The following is a 17684-nucleotide window of genomic DNA, read 5'->3' as shown; positions in this document are numbered from 1 at the left end:
AAGATGAAACGTATTCAGTTCACCAACTTACAGCAACAAGTTTTGCAGCTCCTCTGTAGATAGTTCTGTAATCCATGCTTCAGTTTGAATAATTTGATCGTTTAGCGCTTGCTTTTGCTCAAGCATTTGATCAATTTTTTCTTCAAGCGTACCAGTCGAGATAAATTTATGGACGTGCACGAAACGTTTTTGCCCAATTCGGTGTGCTCGATCAGTTGCCTGATTTTCTACTGCAGGATTCCACCAACGGTCAAAATGAATGACGTGATTAGCAGCGGTTAAGTTTAAGCCGGTTCCACCAGCTTTTAATGATAAAATCATGATGTTTACTTCTTTATTTTGAAAGCGTGTGATCATTTGATCACGCTTTGTTTTAGCTAAGCTACCATTCAGGAATAATATTTCTTCACCGAGCTCATCTTCTAACAATTTTTTGATCATATTACCCATACCAATATATTGTGTGAAAATGAGACAGCTTTCATCACTTTCACGAATATTGTCGATAAGCTCTCGTAGCTTACCAAGCTTTGTAGATCGATTCAATACATCAAGCGGTTGCTCTTCTTTTAAATAGAGAGCAGGGTGATTACATAGTTGCTTCAATTTACTGAGCATCGTTAGAATTAAGCCTTTGCGTTTGATCCCTGTTTCTTGCTCAATCTTTGTAAGCGTGTCTTGAACAAGCTGTTCATATAATGATGCTTGCTCCACAGTAAGCGGGCAATATTCCTTCTGTTCCTGTTTATCAGGTAAATTCAATGCTACTTCTTGATCGGTTTTTGTGCGACGTAATAAGAAGGGCCGAGTTAATTTTTGTAGCTTTTTAATGTGTTGCTCAGATCGGTCTTTTTCAATCGGGTTCACATAGTCTTTGTGGAACTTACCTAGGCTTCCTAAATAACCTGGGTTACTAAAATCAAATATTGACCATAATTCCGAAAGTCGATTTTCCATCGGTGTACCTGTTAACGCAATATGGTGTTCACCTACTAATTGGCGTATCGCTTTAGACTGTTTTGTGTCCGCATTTTTAATATTTTGTGCTTCATCGATGCAAATCGTTCCCCACTGTATGCTTGAAAGATCTTCAAAATCAAGGTGTGACAGTCCATATGAAGTGATTACTACATCGGCATTGTGAACAGTGGACTCAAATATATCACCTTTTGCACGGTAAGAACCATAATGCAAATGAATACGTAACGAAGGTGCAAACTTTTCAAGTTCTTTTTGCCAGTTACCTAAAACGGAAGTTGGACAAATTAATAGAGATGGCTTATGTTTTTTTCCTTCCTCTTTAACCTTTAACAAATAAGCAATCATTTGAATCGTTTTGCCAAGGCCCATATCATCAGCTAAACATGCACCAAAACCAAATTTACGTAAAAATAACAGCCAGTCAACACCTTGTTGCTGATAAGGACGCAGCTCACCACAAAATGTAGCTGGGATTGTTGCTGAAGGAATCTCTTGAACTTCATTTAGCTGCTTTAACATGTTTTTTAAATGGCGATTCAATTCAATTTGGATCATTGCAAATGGTCTGTCATCCGCAGGGGATTGACCATCTGTTAACTCATCTCGTAATAGCTCTTGTTCAAGAATGTCTCGAAAATGCAAGCCTTCTTTGTTTGCTTTCTCAAGAACGCTTTGTACTCTTCTAATAAATTCTGGGTCAAGCTTCACCCATTTTCCCCGTATGTTGACAAGGCGTCGTTTCTGGTCGACGAGTGTCAAAAATTCGTCTTCCGATAAATCGATACCATTTGTCGAAAATCGCCAATCGAAATCTATTAGCTGTGTTAAGCCGACAAAAGATTTTCTACCGTTGGATGATGTCGATTTAACCTTCGCTTTCATAGAGAGGTTCGTATCCTTTAATGCTTGCCACCATGATGGCAGCAAAATTTCAACACCTGCTGAGAGCAATGTTTCACTTGCCTCGGTTAAAAATTCCCATGCATGCTGTTCTGTTAACTTTGCCAGTATACCTCTATCTGTTTGTAGCCAAGGAATAAGTTTTCCCCACAATGTTTGTTCTCTTTCAATGCGATCAATAAATGGCTTCCATTTGGTTGGCAGTTGATCTTCATTCAAAATCATTAGCTCGTCTTTATTGTCCTTTGAGCGTAAAAACGTTTCTAACAGCCAAATTCCATCATCCTGCTCAGGTTCATCAAGTCGCAATCCAACAGTAAAGGGCGTTGTATCTAGTTTCCAACCGATCTTTTCTAACCAATCATCTTCACTAAAGACGATCGTCTGAGGGTGTTTTTGATCATGCTTCGGGTCTATCTCACTAGACTGGAGGCGTTGATGTTCATCATGTGCGTTGAGGCTAATGAGTGGGAATGTTTGTTCAATGTCATTCCATACATTTTTTAGTTCATCATCGGATTGGAGCCAATTTGCTAAAGCACTAGAGAACCATGCTATAGCAATACTTTCGTGCTCTTCATTATGATTAACAGCTTCCTTGATCTCTGAAAGCCAAACGTCAGTTAATTTCCACCTGAATCGTTGGTGAAGTTTCCAACTATGATAGTCTGGTAAAAAGTCTGTACTCGTAAGGGCTTCTTTTAGCAGAGGTGCAATTTTCCTATATAGCTGGCTTTCCTCACTCCAGTCAACATGTATAAATGAGTTATGAACATCCTTAGCAAAAAAGTCGAGTGCTTCCCAAGGAGAAAGAATGACTCCCTTCACACCTTTTACGGTTTGCATTTTAAGAAATGATCCATAAAAAGAGGCTTCATGCCAGAGAAATAGCTTCTCATAATCGTTGTCCTCAACGACGGAACGATCGTATATAAAAAACTGATCTTCAACTATTAACGTGTCGATGTGCAACGCTAATGTACTATTCATGAAGCAACTTTCCTTTCCTTAACTCTTCCTGAAAGGCACGCAGTCTTTTATGGGACGTGGCGAGCTTGTTTATATATATATTCCAATCATTTTCTCGCTTTAGCTTACGATAATGTGCGCGCAGCTTTTTTAAAAATTTAATAGCTTGCTTATAGCTTTGACGATTTTTTAGCTTCACCATTTTCATGATGGAATAGTGATAGTAGGGGAGTAGCACTTCGCGATCCTTTTCCTCAATTTCCTTTAACGTATATCTGTCATGCTCATCAACAGCGAAACCTACTAAAATTTGTAGATCAACCCATTTTTTATATTGTTCATGTGTATACAAATAATCATCAAATTCATAATAGCTATAAGGTAACAGCTTTTCCATCGCTTCGACATATACATCGTCTTTATTAGACTCTGAACTGTAGTCAGCAAGTAAATGTAATATTTTTCTTGTCATCGTTCGACTTTGGTCATAGGAGTGGGAAGACGATATATACTCATCTAGCTTCGTTAACATATCGTAAACCCAGGGATCCATTCTTGCCCATGCTTTTTTGTCGGCTAACTGTATGAGCCATGTAAAGCTGTACGGTAAGGCAGTAGGGTCATCAAGCTGTGAATATAAGCTAATTGCATCCTCATCGTTTTTATCTAAAAATGCCATATGTGCAAGGGCTATCACATATAAATCAGCTTTCTTATCCTCATTTTCTCGCTCGTCTAGTCGTGTTTGTAGCCATGCTCTTTCTAAGTCAACCCATTGTTTTTTTTGTAATAGCTTAGACCAAATGACGCGATAAACAGTCATTCGATCATACTTAAATTGATTTATTGGAATAAAGAGCGTATGAAGCCTTTCAATACTCTCTTGTAATAAAGAATCAAAAATAAATGGTAAAGTAACGTTACCAAGTAGTTCAGCTTGTTCTATGATGTCATCTACGAGGTGGTGTATATATGGAGTAACATAGTTATCCATGCCATAACTTGACATGCTTATGTCAGTTAAATGTTCGTTCATCTTTGCCATGGTTGTTAAGCCGGCATGCATGGTAAATAAGCGCTTTAATTCTAGTTGAGTCGGTGCTTCGCCTTTTAAGTTAGCGTAATAGCGATGATAAAGGCTAGCAAAAAAATAATTGTCGTCATGTGAACGCTGCTGTAAAAAAGAAGTATATTCTTTTTCAAAAAAATCCATCCAACTAGCGATAGATTTTTCTTCATATTTCGCAATGACCTTCTTGGTACCTAGCGTACTTAAAGCTATATTTTCGACAATCTTTGTTCTACTTCTCTTCCATTCCTCTAAGAAGTTACCTACGCGATCGACTGCAGCATAAACCGAAAAAAAGACAGCAAGCTGGTGTCTACAAAAATGTTCTGCTGTACAAGTGCATTCACTGAATTGAATAAAATCCAAATCAAGGCTGACATCAAATGGTGTGACATCTTGCACTCGCGCTCTGACTACGTCTTCTTCAACGTTGACGTTATATACGTTTCCTTGGCGATAAAGAAGAAGACCTTTATTCGCTAATATTCTGTCCTTCTCGTTGTCCGGGGCAAGTAATTCTTTAATTTTTTCTGCGCAATTGACAACTTGCTCCTTAGAAAGCACATCTTGAAGCATACAAACCCTCCATTATGACAAATTCACACCGAAAAATACCATATCTTATCATTGTAAACCACCTCATACAGCACTGTCGACCCACTTTTGGTAAAACAAAGGAATAACCTCTAGCACTTAACGGGATGGGAAACTGTCGAAATAGTCTCATGGTAATAGAAGTTAACAACAAAATTCAATATTGAAGAACCTTTCAACAATCCGTGCATGAACTTTGTTTGCGATTGCTATTAAATTGTATCAACTAGGGGTGTGTTATACGATTGTAATTTTTTTTAGAAGAAAAGTGATGATGCACCTCATTTTATAGGTACATATATTTATGTGTTAGCAACAACAGTTTTATTGAACGCTTTAAAACAAGGTCTACTTAACAAAGAAATCCACTCATTGCCGATGATTATCCATTGATAATGAGTGGGTTTGTCTTTCATAAGCTTCAATTGGTAGGAAAGGCTGTTTGTGTTAAATCTGCTAAGGGAAGCTGAACTCATTCCCAATCCAATGAACTAACACGCTTAAGCGATCCAGCGTAATGACTAGGGTACCTTTTTTACAAGGACTTATGGTGTGTATTCACTATTCAATTATGCTACCATTCATGCTTTGCTAAAAATGGAAGGTCTCTATTACATGCCCTATTTTATATCAATAATTTGAAATTGTTCCTCTTGATCAACAATTTCTTCAGCTTGTTCACTTTCAGTATTTTGTTCAGGATTTTCTTCAGGATTTGATTCTTCAATCTGTTCATCATCACTCGATTCTTCTTCAGAGGATTCATCTGTCGTATTATTCGCATGTGAGCTCGTTGTTTCAGTATCACTGCTCTCGGCTTTATCATCCTGAGGTTTTTCTTGCAAAATAATTGGCCAAATGACTAGATTAATTAACACTAAAAAACAAACAAAAAAGCTTATTAAGGATTTTTTTAACATATTCACATCTCCAAAAATATAGTTGCTAATAAAGAAGGTTGTCGTTTATAAAGGTTTGTATGGTGTTTATATCCCTCCAACACCATTCTTCTTATAAGACGATACATATTTTCAAACGAAGTGGCTCCTTACACAGTATAGGAGCCACATTTTCAGAATAGGGTACGGTGAAAGCTTATCTCACTTCATGTTTTATGTTTTCAAGCACCTTGCCATTTTGGTCGAGCGCTTTAAAATTCAGCTTATCTCCTGGCATAATATCTACTATTCCAAGATTAAATGTATTATTACCAACGTATTGCATCGTTATGTTATCCATAAGTACTGATTGTACATTTGAGCTTGTTGTCACTGTTACATCTGCAAACATATCATATTTTTCAACTTGAATAGTCATTTTTGCTTGTTCCTGACTATCAGCTGTACTTGTATCTTGCACATCATTTTTAACTGCTATAGGCGAGCCGCCCGTAGCAACTTGATCTGATAAAGAAAATGGCATGATTACGCTTTTCTTGAGTGGATCCATATTGACTGATCGAACAGACTTATCAATGTATAACCAATATTTTGTATCGGTTTTGTATTGCTCAAGTGGAGTAATCATAATTGTTTTTCCATTTGAGCTAACTTGTAAATCAGTTTTCAAACGCTTATTTTGGTTATCAATAATATATACTCTATCATACGCAACACTTTTAGTTCTTACCTGTTCATTAAATGATATCTCCCACCGCTTGAGAGGGTCATTTATATTGCTTTCTTCCCATAACTCTGGGTCAGAAGCTTGGAGCGGATCATTTGGAAAAGAAATAGCTAATGCTAAGATGACGAACAACGTAACGAAAAAAACGACAATTTTATTATTCATTATTTATCAACCTGTACCCTTATATCATTCATATTATGTTCATTCAAATAAGTATTAAATAGCTTAGGATCTGCCATGAGCTCAGCTAACGAGTTACTTTCGCCAGCTGTTTTATATTTATAATTTTCTATTACATTTGTAATAAGTTGATCTTCAGAAACTACTTTGACAAATTTCTTATCTTTAATCTCAAGATTTTTATCAAGAACAGTCACTTTTACATCAAAATTTACAGGTAGATTACCGAAACCAATATTATATTCTTGTCTATTACTACTATATTCATATCTTTTGGCGTACTTTGTCGCAACCCTCGTATTCTCTTCGTAGATTTCAACTTTTACTTTTTCAACATCTTTACTATTTACGAAAATATCGATACTCGTTAAAGTATCAGTTACATCAGTAGTAACTTGATCTTTAAAAGCACCTTGTTTTTTATGGTTTACAGCAATTTTATCAACATACCTCTCGGGAGCTGTGACTATTAATTGACGTGGTGAATAGTTTGCAAAAAGCTTCGAAATTTCTCCGCTTTCAACAGCCATAACTTCATAAAAAGTCATATAATTCGTTTTAAAGTCGTGTGTGATTTTGCGAGAATATAAGCCATTCGATAATTCAATAGAGTATGATTCAATCTCAAGCTTATAATCTTTATTAAAAAGTAGCTTATTTTCAGGAATGACTGTTAATACTTCATCAGAGACCTTAACTTGCTTAATCTTTTCCTCTTTATAATTATTGTTTGAGAGCTTTCTAAGTAATTTAATTTTATTTATATCGTATTCTAATATATCTTCGTTGAATTCAAAATAAATATCAGTGCCTAATGGAACATGTTGGTCATTATCCTCTGGCTTAGATTCAACTAAATTTGGGTATGTAACCGCTGAAGCTGAATTCGTAATAAATGGTAAAACTAATAATATTGAGATAATAAAAATCATATACTTTTTAAACATGTGAAAACTCCCTCCAATAAAGGCTTAGTATACCTATCATATATAAATGAATAAATGTTATATAAATAAAAATTCTTCTTTTTATATATCGTACACCAATTTCAATTATTTAGGATTTTAGCGAATAAATACAGTATTGTTACAATTTCATTATCAATTCTTATCAAACTATCATCATTTGACATTTTTCGATATAATATAGATTAACTAACGTTTTACTGAAATTGTAAAGGAGATATTTTTGTCATGACTAAAAAGCTTTGTATAGTAGGCTTAGGATATATAGGATTACCGACCGCAGTAATGTTTGCTAATCATGGTATGCGTGTCCATGGAGTAGATATTAATGCAACAGCAGTGAAGATGATACAAAATAAGCAGTTACATATAGAGGAAGCAGGTCTACAAGAAAGATTAAATATCGCGGTAGATAGCGGGAATTTTACCGCTTCAACGACACCTGAAGAAGCTGAAGTATTTATTATAGCTGTGCCATCACCGATTAATGAAGACAAGACAGCCAATTTAGATTACGTACGAGCAGCAACAGAGGCAATTGTACCTTATGTGAGGAAGGGAAACCTCATCATTTTAGAATCAACAGTTCCACCACGTACAGTTGAAGATGTTATGATCCCTGTATTAAAAGAAGCTAATTTAGATATCGGTACAGAGTTATTTATTTCACATTCACCAGAACGAGTTATTCCAGGAAAAGTATTTGAAGAATTAACGAATAATGACCGGATCGTTGGTGGGATTAACGAAGAATCAAGTCGTTTAACAGTAGAGCTTTATAGGACTTTCGTAAAAGGAAAGATTCACGTGACAGATGCGACGACAGCTGAAATGGTCAAGGTAATTGAGAATACGTACCGTGATGTTAATATCGCTTTTGCGAATGAATTGGCCAAAATTAGTGAAAAATTAAATGTTAATGCTTGGGAAGCAATTAAACTAGCGAATTTCCACCCTCGTGTGAATATCCATTTGCCTGGGCCAGGTGTAGGCGGACATTGTATTGCAGTAGATCCTTGGTTTTTAGCTGAATTAGAGCCGGACCTCGCAAAAATGATTACACTTGCTCGTCAAACAAATGATGGTATGCCAGAGCATACTGCAAGAAGGGTAAAAGAAATCCTAGACAATCAAGGGATTAATCATGGACGTGTCGCGGTGTTTGGTCTTGCCTTCAAAGGCAACATAGATGATATGCGTGAAAGTCCATCGCTTGATGTCATTCATCATTTACGCGAGCTAGGGCTTGATTGTTCAGCTTATGATCCGCATATTAAGGAAAATAATTTGGATATCCAAACTCAAAGCATTGAAGAAGCAGTTGATCATGCAGATATCATTGTCATATTGACAGATCATAATGAATTTAAGGTCATGGATCCAGAATTATTCGCTAATCGATTACGGACGAAAATCGTGTTTGATACGAAAAACTGTATTCAAGCAGAGAAATGGAAGGATCATGATTTTGACGTCCTTCGTTTAGGCGACTCGAAAAACTAACGAGAAAAGTGAGCAAGGGTGGTCCTTACTAACGTAAAGATTTAATATAAAGTATGTTAAAATTAAAGAGACAATTGGGTCATGAACATCCTGTAAAAGGTGATGAAAGAGAATATGAAGGAAACAATATTAGGTATAGATGTATGCACACATTCGTATGATGAACTAATTGATGAATTATTAAATAATATGAAGGAAAATAAAAAATCATTTCTTGTGGCAATCAATCCTGAGAAGGTAATGAAAGCCCAAAATGATGCTACATTGCGCAAATTATTAAATAGTGCCACGTATCAGATTCCTGATGGTATAGGAGTCGTTCTCGCATCAAAAATGAGAAGAGGCAAAATAAAGAGTAGAGTGACAGGTATTGATACAATGCTTAAGCTTTGCGAGGCAGCCGCTAATAACAAAAAAAGAGTGTTTTTATATGGAGCAAAGCCTGGGGTCGCTGATCAGGCAAAGGCAAGGCTTGAGGATAAATATCCGGGAATACAAATTGTCGGTTCTTTACATGGATATGAGAAGGATGAGCAGGTGGTTTTTGATACAATTAATCATGCTAAGCCTGATATTATTTTTGTCGCCTTAGGTAGTCCTTCTCAAGAAAACTGGATCATAAAACATATGGATAAGCTGCATCCTACTGTGTATCAAGGTGTAGGTGGATCTTATGATGTTATTTCTGGAAATTTAAAGCGTGCGCCAGAGTCATTTCAAAGGCTTGGTTTAGAATGGCTATATCGGCTAATAAAGGAGCCGTGGCGTTTTAAAAGGCAATTAATCTTACCTAAATTTCTAATAAAAGCGATGAAAAGGTAACAATTTTTCATTTTGCATTCTTTTATCATATGAAAGTAGATTTTTTTAAAAAAAGGTATAAACTAACGGCAAAAATCATTTGTTATTAAGGCTTTTCAATGGTAATATATACTTGTAGGATCTATTTATATCCTTTTTGCTTTTGAGAATATAATATCTCGGTTGGTAGCCCAGTGAGAAAAGCGCCTATCCTAGGATAGGCGTTTTTCTTTTGGGCTGTTTTTTTGCATAGATTCCAAAATAACTTAACACGAAAATAACTAGATTTAGTGCACCTTTTCTTCTATAAAACGATGAATGCGGAGTAAAACGATATCTTTATCTTCTAGTATAGGAACGATAGACACAAAGTTAACTACTAGAGCCTTCTTTTTTCTGCTTAGACTGTTTTTCGTTCGACGAAATAATTGCGTTTACAACTAGCGCTCATGGCATCATTTCTTCTTTTAAATGAAGTAAAATTACATCTTATCTTCAAATAGGGATAATCGCAACAAAGTTACGAAAGGAGCCAGTATTAGTTAGTGTAGGTGAAAACACCATTCATTGTTGCATGAACAAATGAGTGCATGAAAAAAGAGGAACGATTGACCGTCCTCTTTAAACTAAGCTGTTTTCGAATTCATTGTTGCTTTCCGTAATTAGAGTTCATTACGATTATACCTAACGTTCGGGCATCTTTTCTTCAGTAAAACGAAGAGTAACATATAAAACCACGCAACATTGTTTACGAAAAGAGCCTTAGACTATAAATGATGATTTAAGATAACATATTAAATCATAATGTTATTTTTGGTTAGCTTTTTCGTTTTGTTGAGGGTATGCCTTCCAAGATTGTAAATCTATTTGTTCTTTCAATAGTAAAGATGGTGGAAAAATAAACGTCCATGGTTTGCTCGTATTTGCTTTTACTTGAAGTGAATTTAACGTAAATCCACCTTTAGCAATAACTTCACCTGTAGCATCCTCGACAATTAGCGGCAGCTTCTCTAGGTTAATATGATTTGGACTGCCGTTTCGAATGAGCATCGTTACGTGCAGGCTACCGTCCTGTGCTTGTTTAGCTTGTAGAGACATGAAGTTAACTTCTCCTGGCTTTGGTGCTGGTGTTTCTTGAACAAGCTTAGCAAGCATCTTCTTATCTTGGTCTGCTAGGCTCTTTTCCCAGCTTTCCTCTAGGTCAAGTGCATGAGGTTTTTTTATTTCAAAGGCTAGTCTCCAGCCCGTACTTGGTAGCTCAGAGGCAATAACATGCTGCTCCTCAAAGTGAAACTCCCAAGGACGACTACTTCTAGCAGGAAGGTTGCCAAGCCCTTTTAAATTAAATACTTTTCTAGCAAGCCTTTCGCCATCAGGGCCAATGAGTAAAAGTGCCGTTTCATTAAAATGAATAGATTTGTTTAGACTGTTGCGCACAAATGCAGAAACAACATAACCATCCTCTACATTTTTTAGTTCAATTCCTGATAAGGAAACCTGGTTCTCTTTTAATGGAGACAACTCATTATTTAAAAACTGGTAATAGTATTTTTCTTCCACACCGACAGTTGATGATGGGTGAAAGCTCAGCTCTGTTTTCACTTCGACATTTGAATGAGGTTGTTCGTCAGTTCCGAGCACTTCATTTGCACTTACTGTACTGTCTTCTCCTTGTTTTTGTATATTTTTATCTTTTTTCTTGAAAAATGGTAACATCTACAAAACTCCCTTCACTTTTTCACAGGAATTTGGTGGGAGATCCCACCAAATACTTTAATGCTTTAAAATGTCAGGGGCGAGTCCCCCGAATTGATTGCTTACGTCGCGTTCGATTTTTTCGTACATGATCGTAAATAGTTCAAGTCCTTCACGCTGGTATTGGCGCATTGGGTCCTCTTGGCTGTAGTGTCGAAGTCCTATTCCTTCTTTTAAACGTTCCATTGTGTCTATATGCTGTAGCCAATGGTGGTCTGTAAGAGATAGTAATGCTCGTTGTATGACAAACTGTAGCTTCTCACTTTCTTTTTGATTCTCAAGCAAATCAAGGAATGTAGCAAGAGCTTCATTAACAACTTCCTTGACATCGTTAATATCAGCAACATCATTTGAGAATGAAACAGCATTTTCACCGAACACGGCATTTAGCTTCATTTCTAATGTTGATAAATCCCACTCTTCAGGTAATTGTTCTTCCTTGCAAATGCTTTCGGTTTCATGATGCACATGGGATGAGATCATTGGAATAGCAAGTGATATGGCGTCGTTCGTCTTTAATATGTTATCTCTTAAATCATAGATTGTATTTCGTTGCTCGTTCATAATGTTATCAAGCTTCAAGTGATATTCACGGATAGAGAAATTACTACCTTCGCAAATACGTTGAACACGTTCAACAAATTCGTCAGCTTTTTTATTGTTAATCAAGCCATTGTCATCAGCTTTAACAGCTTTTTGTAGTTTCTCCAGCTCTTCTTTGGCAAAGCGGGTGAACATTTCATCCTCTAATGAGATATAGAACTGTGAACAACCTGGATCACCTTGACGTCCAGATCGACCCTTTAGCTGATTATCAACTCGGCGAGCTTCATGCTTTTCAGTACCGATGACAAATAACCCACCAAGCTCTAAAACACCTTCACCGAGCATAATATCTGTTCCACGACCAGCCATGTTTGTAGCGATAGTAATGTGATTTTTTTGCCCAGCTAATGAAATAAGCTCAATTTCTTGCTCAATGCTTTTGGCATTTAGTAGTTGAAATTGCAAACCTTCCTTTGTTAAATATTCAGCAACCTGTTCTGATTGTAAAATCGAAGTCGTTCCTACTAACACGGGTTGTCCCGTCTTATGAATCCGATTTACCTCTTTTGCGACAGCGGTATATTTATCGTCAATCGTTGCAAAGATTTTATCTGATAAATCAGTTCGTTTGATCGGCTTATTAGTTGGAATTTGCCTAACGTCCATGCCATACAATTCTTGAAATTCTTTCTCCTCGGTTTTCGCAGTACCTGTCATACCAGATAATGTAGGATATAATCTGAAGTAATTTTGAATTGTAATCGATGCCTGTGTTTTGTTTTCTTCAGTAATTTCTAAGCCTTCTTTCGCTTCAATAGCCTGATGAAGACCGTTACTTAAGCTACGCCCTTCCATTGGACGACCGGTAAACATATCAACTAACAAAATCTTGCCTTCTTTTACAATGTAATCAACATCACGTTTAAACATGACATTTGCACGTAATGATTGAATCATATAGTGATATAATGTTTGGTGCTCGAGGTCGTATAGGTTTGGAATGCCAAAGCCTTTTTCTATTTTCTCAATCCCTCGTTCGGTTAAATTCGTCGTTTTTGTTTCATCATCATATATAAAATCCTCATCAAGAACGAACGTTTTTACAATGCGTGCACATAAGTAGCTTAGTTCAGAGCTAATGCCAGTTTTACCCGCAATAATAAGTGGTGTTTTCGCTTCGTCGATTAATACGCTATCTATTTCATCAATGATGGCAAAATGATATGGGCGTTGCACACGTTGGCTTATATCAAAAACCATATTGTCTCGTAGGTGATCGAATCCGAACTCATTTCCAACACCATAAGTAATATCAGCCTTGTAAGCTGCTACCTTTTGATGAGGCTCCATCATTGGGATATTTAAACCGACAGAAAGACCTAAAAACTCATGAATTTTCCCAATAAGATCGCGGTCTCGCTTCGCTAAGTATTCGTTAACTGTAATGACGTGAACACCATTACCTTCCAACGCACGCAAATAACTTGGCAACGAAGCAACCAACGTTTTCCCTTCTCCTGTTGCCATTTCAGCTATGTTTCCTTCAGTTAATACAAGTCCACCTATGAGCTGTACATCATAATGACGTTGTCCTAGCACACGTTTAGCAGCCTCTCTAACTGTCGCAAACGCTTCGGCTTGAATATCATATATCGTTTTTCCATTGTTAAGCTGTTCTTTAAAATAGGAAGTCTTTTGTTTCAGTTCAGCATCTGATAATGCCTCAAAATCAGCCTCTAGCGCATTTATTTGCTCTACTGACCGATAATATTTTTTGATTTTTTTTTCTTGTGAATCTCCAAGCATTTTTTTAATATAGGTTAACATGGTTTCTCTCCTTAACCTTGTTATATGACTTAGTTTTTTGTTTATAAATTCTCTAAATATCGTCATTGAAAAGAGGTATATTGCTTCATCACTGCCAATATTTCCTCAGATAGAAACAGTATAGCATTGTTTACAATTACTTTCATCTTATGAATCATACCCACTATTAACAATGATTACCTTCTATAGTTAAATAAGCTGACATTTTAGACAAACATTTTCTTTTTTGTTTCTACATTTATATTGTTGTGATATAGTATTTAAGTCTAGTAAAAAATGGATAATAGACTATTTAGTAGATAAATTACTAAAACTATGAAACCTTTGTAGGTTTCAATCGTTAAGTGTTAAGAAGGGTTTTACTAGCTTCATAGTTTCATTTAACATTTACACATCTAAGGAGGAAAAAATTTATGAAAAAATGGCAAAAGTCTGCTCTGTCATTGGGACTAGCTACTTCTTTATTAGCTCCTAGCTTTGCCTCAGCTTCAACAACATTGAATATAGAGCCAGTGGTAAAAGAACAGTTACCATTTCACGCTTTAGATCAATTTAACTTAAAGGAACAAAAAAGCTTACTTGCAATGAATATGAAAGCTGATGCTAATGAGCAAATAAGTGAGGATACGCTAATTATTAAATATAATAAAAAGCTATCTAACACTGTACATAACCGTGCAGGAACGACGCTAAAGCGCTCTATGCCAACACTTGGTTATGATATCGTAACCGTTAAGAAGGGACAAAGCTTGCAAGAGGTGGTAAACTACTATGCTTCTCAAAACAATGTAGTAAATATATCGCCAAGCTATACATATGAAAAGTTGGGTGTAAATGCTGATCCAAAGGCAAAGGATATGTATCATTTATCATTGTTACAAATTGATGAAGCGTTAAGCCTTGCGGGAGATCATGCGGTGACTGTTGCAGTCATTGATACTGGTATCGGCTCGGATCATCCAGAGCTTAAATCGCAAATTTTACCACCTTATAATGCTGTGAATCCTGCAAGTCAAGGTGTTGCAGACTTACACGGTACACATGTTGCGGGTATCGTTAGTGGTGAGGCAAACAACGGCGTAGGTGGCTACGGTATAAATCCAAATGCAAAAATTTTACCGATTGATGTGTTTAATGGAGGATTTGGTGCGTATGACTATTCGATTGCTGAAGGGATACTTTATGCAATTGACAACGAAGCTGATGTCATAAATATGAGTCTAGGTTCACCTTTCCCAAGCCCGATTGTAGATGAAGCAGTACAAAAGGCAATTGATGCTGGCATTGTTATCGTTGCTGCAGCAGGAAATAATGCCACAGACGATTATTTTTATCCAGCAGCACATGATCGTGTAATTAGTGTAGGGGCGACTAACGATAAAAATAACTTAGCGGACTTTTCTAACTTCGGTCCACAGGTTGACATCGTAGCTCCTGGAGAAGGAATTTATAGCTCGATCTTTGATACTCAAAAGAATGCTTCCTCATTTTTAAAAGGTGATGGAACATCAATGGCTTCACCAGTTGTAGCAGGTGTTGTTTCCTTACTATTATCAAAGTACCCTGATCTACAGCCTTACGAAGTGGAAGCGGTTCTTGAGCGTACAGCAACTGATCTTGGAGAAGCTGGCTATGACTTAACCTATGCAAATGGTTTAGTAAATCCTGTTGCTGCACTACAATATGATATTACTCAATTACCAGAGAGAATTCAGTGGGATGATGAAAAGATTTTGAGCGAGGCATCATTAATCACTTTTAGTGAAGATCGTTTTACGACGCAAGGTAAGCTACAATCTCCAGAGGAAAGACATTGGTTAAAAGTAAACCTTGAAGAAGGTCAATCCGTTCAGACGATTTTAGAAGCAGCTGATCATTATGATTACAAATTAGAGCTACGATTTTATCCAGCTACTAAAACGGAAGCAAGTGAAACTATAGAAGTGAATGATGTTGTTGCTGGTGGTTTGGAAGGTAGCTTGTTTACGGCAATAGAGAACGGGATGTTAGCAATTGGTGTTACAGATACGAACGGAAATTATAGCTTGCAAGGAAAATCATCGTATGAGTTAACAGTAAATCGCTATGATGAATTACATGAAGATGGCTTAACGATAGATAACCCTGCATTGATCACATCTTTACCATTTGATAGTGAGCAGCTTGAAATGACACCATTAACGATGTTATCAGTAGATAACAAGGGTGAAAAAGTAAACGATAAAGACTATTTTGCTCTTACAGTTGAAGAGCTACAAGCTGTCAATATTTCATTATCTGAGCTTCCAGGTGTTAATACTTCATTAAATGTATATTTCGCTGAAGACTTAGAGCTTGCTGATGAATACGGCTTATGGCCATTTGCATCAGCTAACACAGGATCTTCTGGTGAAGGAGAATCAGTAACGTTTGAAGCTATGCCTGGTATGGAATACATCATCGAAATTTCTAGTGAACAAACGTTAGATTTCTTTAGTTTACTGTTCCTAGGAATGGACTTGAAGAATGATGTATCAACGTCTGCAGTTCCATATCATTTGCTTGTTGAGAAGGTAGACTTTCCAGTTGATGAAGATAGCTTGTCGTTTGAACCAACTCCAGAAGAAGAGCTTATGTCTGGAGAAATCGATAAATTCGCATACATGACGTCCAAAAAGAATGCAGCGGAAGATCAATTGGATCTATTATTTGAGTCAAGCTGGAGTGAGTTTTCTCCAGAGGAAGTAGAGCTCATTATGGCTACTGCAATCGATTATACGATTGGAGAGCAAGCTGAAGGGTATTTCCAATATAGCGGAGACAGTGATTTTTATACGTTCATGCTCGACCAGGAGCAGGATGCGATACTGCAATTCGATTTAAATAAAATGAATACAATGATACCTACCTTAACAGTATATGAATACAACGAGGAAGAACAAACATTAAATGCTGTGAATCAATCATTTAGCTTTTTAATGGAAATGGAAGAAACACCAACGATCACCATTCCGTTAGAGAAAGACAAGCAATATTATGCGAAGGTTGAAAATGGTAGCTATCAGCCAGCGAAAGAAATGTATGAAATGTCATCAAAAATAGTATACGATGTGCCATTTGATGAAAACGAAAAAAATGATGAACCGCTACAATCGACTATTTTAAAACCAGATGTTTCAGTGAATGGGAGCTTCATTTTTGCTGACGATGTGGACACTTACTATTATAAGCACCGTAGTGAAGAAGAGTTATTTGGCTTATCTGTCAAAGTAAATCAGCTTACAGATCAACAAAAGCTAGAGCTGCCATCAGAAATCAAATCACCATTAATGCTCGGGTTTATGATTGTTGAAGATACAAATGGTAACATGTTTATTGATGGGGATGAAGCGAGAAAATCAATCGTATATGAACCTGATTTTGTGAATGTTGAAGGAGATTTGAACGGCTCATTTAAAGCGCGAGAGGGCATCGGATATTTTGTTGTCGCGATGAATTACGGTTCTATATTCTTCGGGCAAACAGTCAAATCGTATGATATTGCATTAAATACACTTGACAGACAAGATGAAGATGCTGATTCAGTCGTAACTAATAACATCCCTTCAATGCCACTTCAGTTTGTGAAAAATGAAGATGTGTATGAGGCTGTAGGCTATTTAAATGCTGGTGTTGACTTTGGAGATAAAGACTATTATCAATTTGATGTGTCAAATAGCGGGGAGTATGAGGTGTCGTTACAAATACCGTCAAGCATAGATGGAGACTTAACAATTTACAGCAATGAGGGTCATGTTGTGAAGACCTTTGATCATTATGGATCTGGTGATGAGGAAATCGGAACTGTACAATTAACAGAAGGTACGTATTATTTCGAAGTGAAGGATTCAAAACTAAATGCTAGTAATGAACCGTACACATTGCGCGTAAAATCAACAAACTAATCGTTTTAAACTAGGCTGATGCCAAAAGTATTGTTACTTTTG

General features: G+C 36.6%; 10 protein-coding genes. 3 read left to right on the top strand and 7 right to left on the bottom strand.

Going from position 1 to position 17684, the window contains the following annotated elements; translation table 11 throughout:
- Window positions 1-27: 27 nt before the first annotated feature.
- The 5 genes from JM172_RS04035 to JM172_RS04015 form a co-directional block, all read right to left on the bottom strand.
- Window positions 28-2871: a DEAD/DEAH box helicase gene (locus JM172_RS04035; RefSeq protein WP_214480810.1), complete on the bottom strand. Its 2844-nt coding sequence runs from the start codon at window positions 2869-2871 to the stop codon at window positions 28-30.
- Window positions 2864-4495: an SWIM zinc finger family protein gene (locus JM172_RS04030; RefSeq protein ID WP_214480809.1), complete on the bottom strand. Its 1632-nt coding sequence runs from the start codon at window positions 4493-4495 to the stop codon at window positions 2864-2866. Before JM172_RS04030 ends, JM172_RS04035 begins: the two co-directional genes overlap by 8 nt.
- Window positions 4496-5133: 638 nt before the next feature.
- Window positions 5134-5433, bottom strand: a complete 300-nt coding sequence (locus JM172_RS04025) for a hypothetical protein (RefSeq protein ID WP_214480808.1) — start codon at window positions 5431-5433, stop codon at window positions 5134-5136.
- Window positions 5434-5608: 175 nt separating this feature from the next.
- A complete protein-coding gene (locus tag JM172_RS04020; protein WP_214480807.1) occupies window positions 5609-6304 on the bottom strand; it encodes an Ig-like domain-containing protein in 696 nt (231 codons plus the stop codon).
- Entirely contained in the window at window positions 6304-7269 is a 966-nt protein-coding gene (locus JM172_RS04015) for an Ig-like domain-containing domain (RefSeq protein ID WP_214480806.1), read from the bottom strand. Before JM172_RS04015 ends, JM172_RS04020 begins: the two co-directional genes overlap by 1 nt.
- Window positions 7270-7515: 246 nt before the next feature.
- Here JM172_RS04015 and JM172_RS04010 point away from each other — a divergent pair, with 246 nt between their 5' ends.
- Together JM172_RS04010 and JM172_RS04005 are read left to right on the top strand one after the other, a co-directional pair.
- A complete protein-coding gene (locus tag JM172_RS04010; protein WP_214480805.1) occupies window positions 7516-8790 on the top strand; it encodes a nucleotide sugar dehydrogenase in 1275 nt (424 codons plus the stop codon).
- Window positions 8791-8904: 114 nt separating this feature from the next.
- Window positions 8905-9612: a WecB/TagA/CpsF family glycosyltransferase gene (locus JM172_RS04005; protein WP_214480804.1), complete on the top strand. Its 708-nt coding sequence runs from the start codon at window positions 8905-8907 to the stop codon at window positions 9610-9612.
- Window positions 9613-10398: 786 nt separating this feature from the next.
- On the opposite strand, the gene JM172_RS04000 is transcribed toward JM172_RS04005, so the two are convergent.
- Together JM172_RS04000 and secA2 are read right to left on the bottom strand one after the other, a co-directional pair.
- On the bottom strand, window positions 10399-11307 hold the full coding sequence (locus JM172_RS04000) for an accessory Sec system S-layer assembly protein (RefSeq protein ID WP_214480803.1): 909 nt from the start codon (window positions 11305-11307) through the stop codon (window positions 10399-10401).
- Window positions 11308-11364: 57 nt separating this feature from the next.
- On the bottom strand, window positions 11365-13719 hold the full coding sequence (gene secA2 / locus JM172_RS03995) for an accessory Sec system translocase SecA2 (RefSeq protein ID WP_214480802.1): 2355 nt from the start codon (window positions 13717-13719) through the stop codon (window positions 11365-11367).
- 413 nt (window positions 13720-14132) lie between these two features.
- Between secA2 and JM172_RS03990 the strand changes: the two genes are divergently transcribed.
- A complete protein-coding gene (locus JM172_RS03990; RefSeq protein ID WP_214480801.1) occupies window positions 14133-17642 on the top strand; it encodes a S8 family serine peptidase in 3510 nt (1169 codons plus the stop codon).
- Window positions 17643-17684 lie beyond the last annotated feature (42 nt).

The organism is Bacillus sp. SM2101, from assembly GCF_018588585.1.
GTDB classification, from domain to species: domain Bacteria; phylum Bacillota; class Bacilli; order Bacillales; family SM2101; genus Nanhaiella; species Nanhaiella sioensis.
This window is presented reverse-complemented; position numbering and strand designations above follow the sequence as displayed.

What these genes read in the sequence shown, in the direction of transcription:
- JM172_RS04005 (WP_214480804.1), top strand. Translation starts at nt 8,905, where the DNA reads ATGAAGGAAACAATATTAGGTATAGATGTATGCACACATTCGTATGAT.
- JM172_RS04015 (WP_214480806.1), bottom strand. Translation starts at nt 7,269, where the DNA reads ATGTTTAAAAAGTATATGATTTTTATTATCTCAATATTATTAGTTTTA.
- JM172_RS04025 (WP_214480808.1), bottom strand. Translation starts at nt 5,433, where the DNA reads ATGTTAAAAAAATCCTTAATAAGCTTTTTTGTTTGTTTTTTAGTGTTA.
- JM172_RS03990 (WP_214480801.1), top strand. Translation starts at nt 14,133, where the DNA reads ATGAAAAAATGGCAAAAGTCTGCTCTGTCATTGGGACTAGCTACTTCT.
- JM172_RS04035 (WP_214480810.1), bottom strand. Translation starts at nt 2,871, where the DNA reads ATGAATAGTACATTAGCGTTGCACATCGACACGTTAATAGTTGAAGAT.
- JM172_RS04020 (WP_214480807.1), bottom strand. Translation starts at nt 6,304, where the DNA reads ATGAATAATAAAATTGTCGTTTTTTTCGTTACGTTGTTCGTCATCTTA.
- JM172_RS04010 (WP_214480805.1), top strand. Translation starts at nt 7,516, where the DNA reads ATGACTAAAAAGCTTTGTATAGTAGGCTTAGGATATATAGGATTACCG.
- JM172_RS04030 (WP_214480809.1), bottom strand. Translation starts at nt 4,495, where the DNA reads ATGCTTCAAGATGTGCTTTCTAAGGAGCAAGTTGTCAATTGCGCAGAA.
- JM172_RS04000 (WP_214480803.1), bottom strand. Translation starts at nt 11,307, where the DNA reads ATGTTACCATTTTTCAAGAAAAAAGATAAAAATATACAAAAACAAGGA.
- secA2 (WP_214480802.1), bottom strand. Translation starts at nt 13,719, where the DNA reads ATGTTAACCTATATTAAAAAAATGCTTGGAGATTCACAAGAAAAAAAA.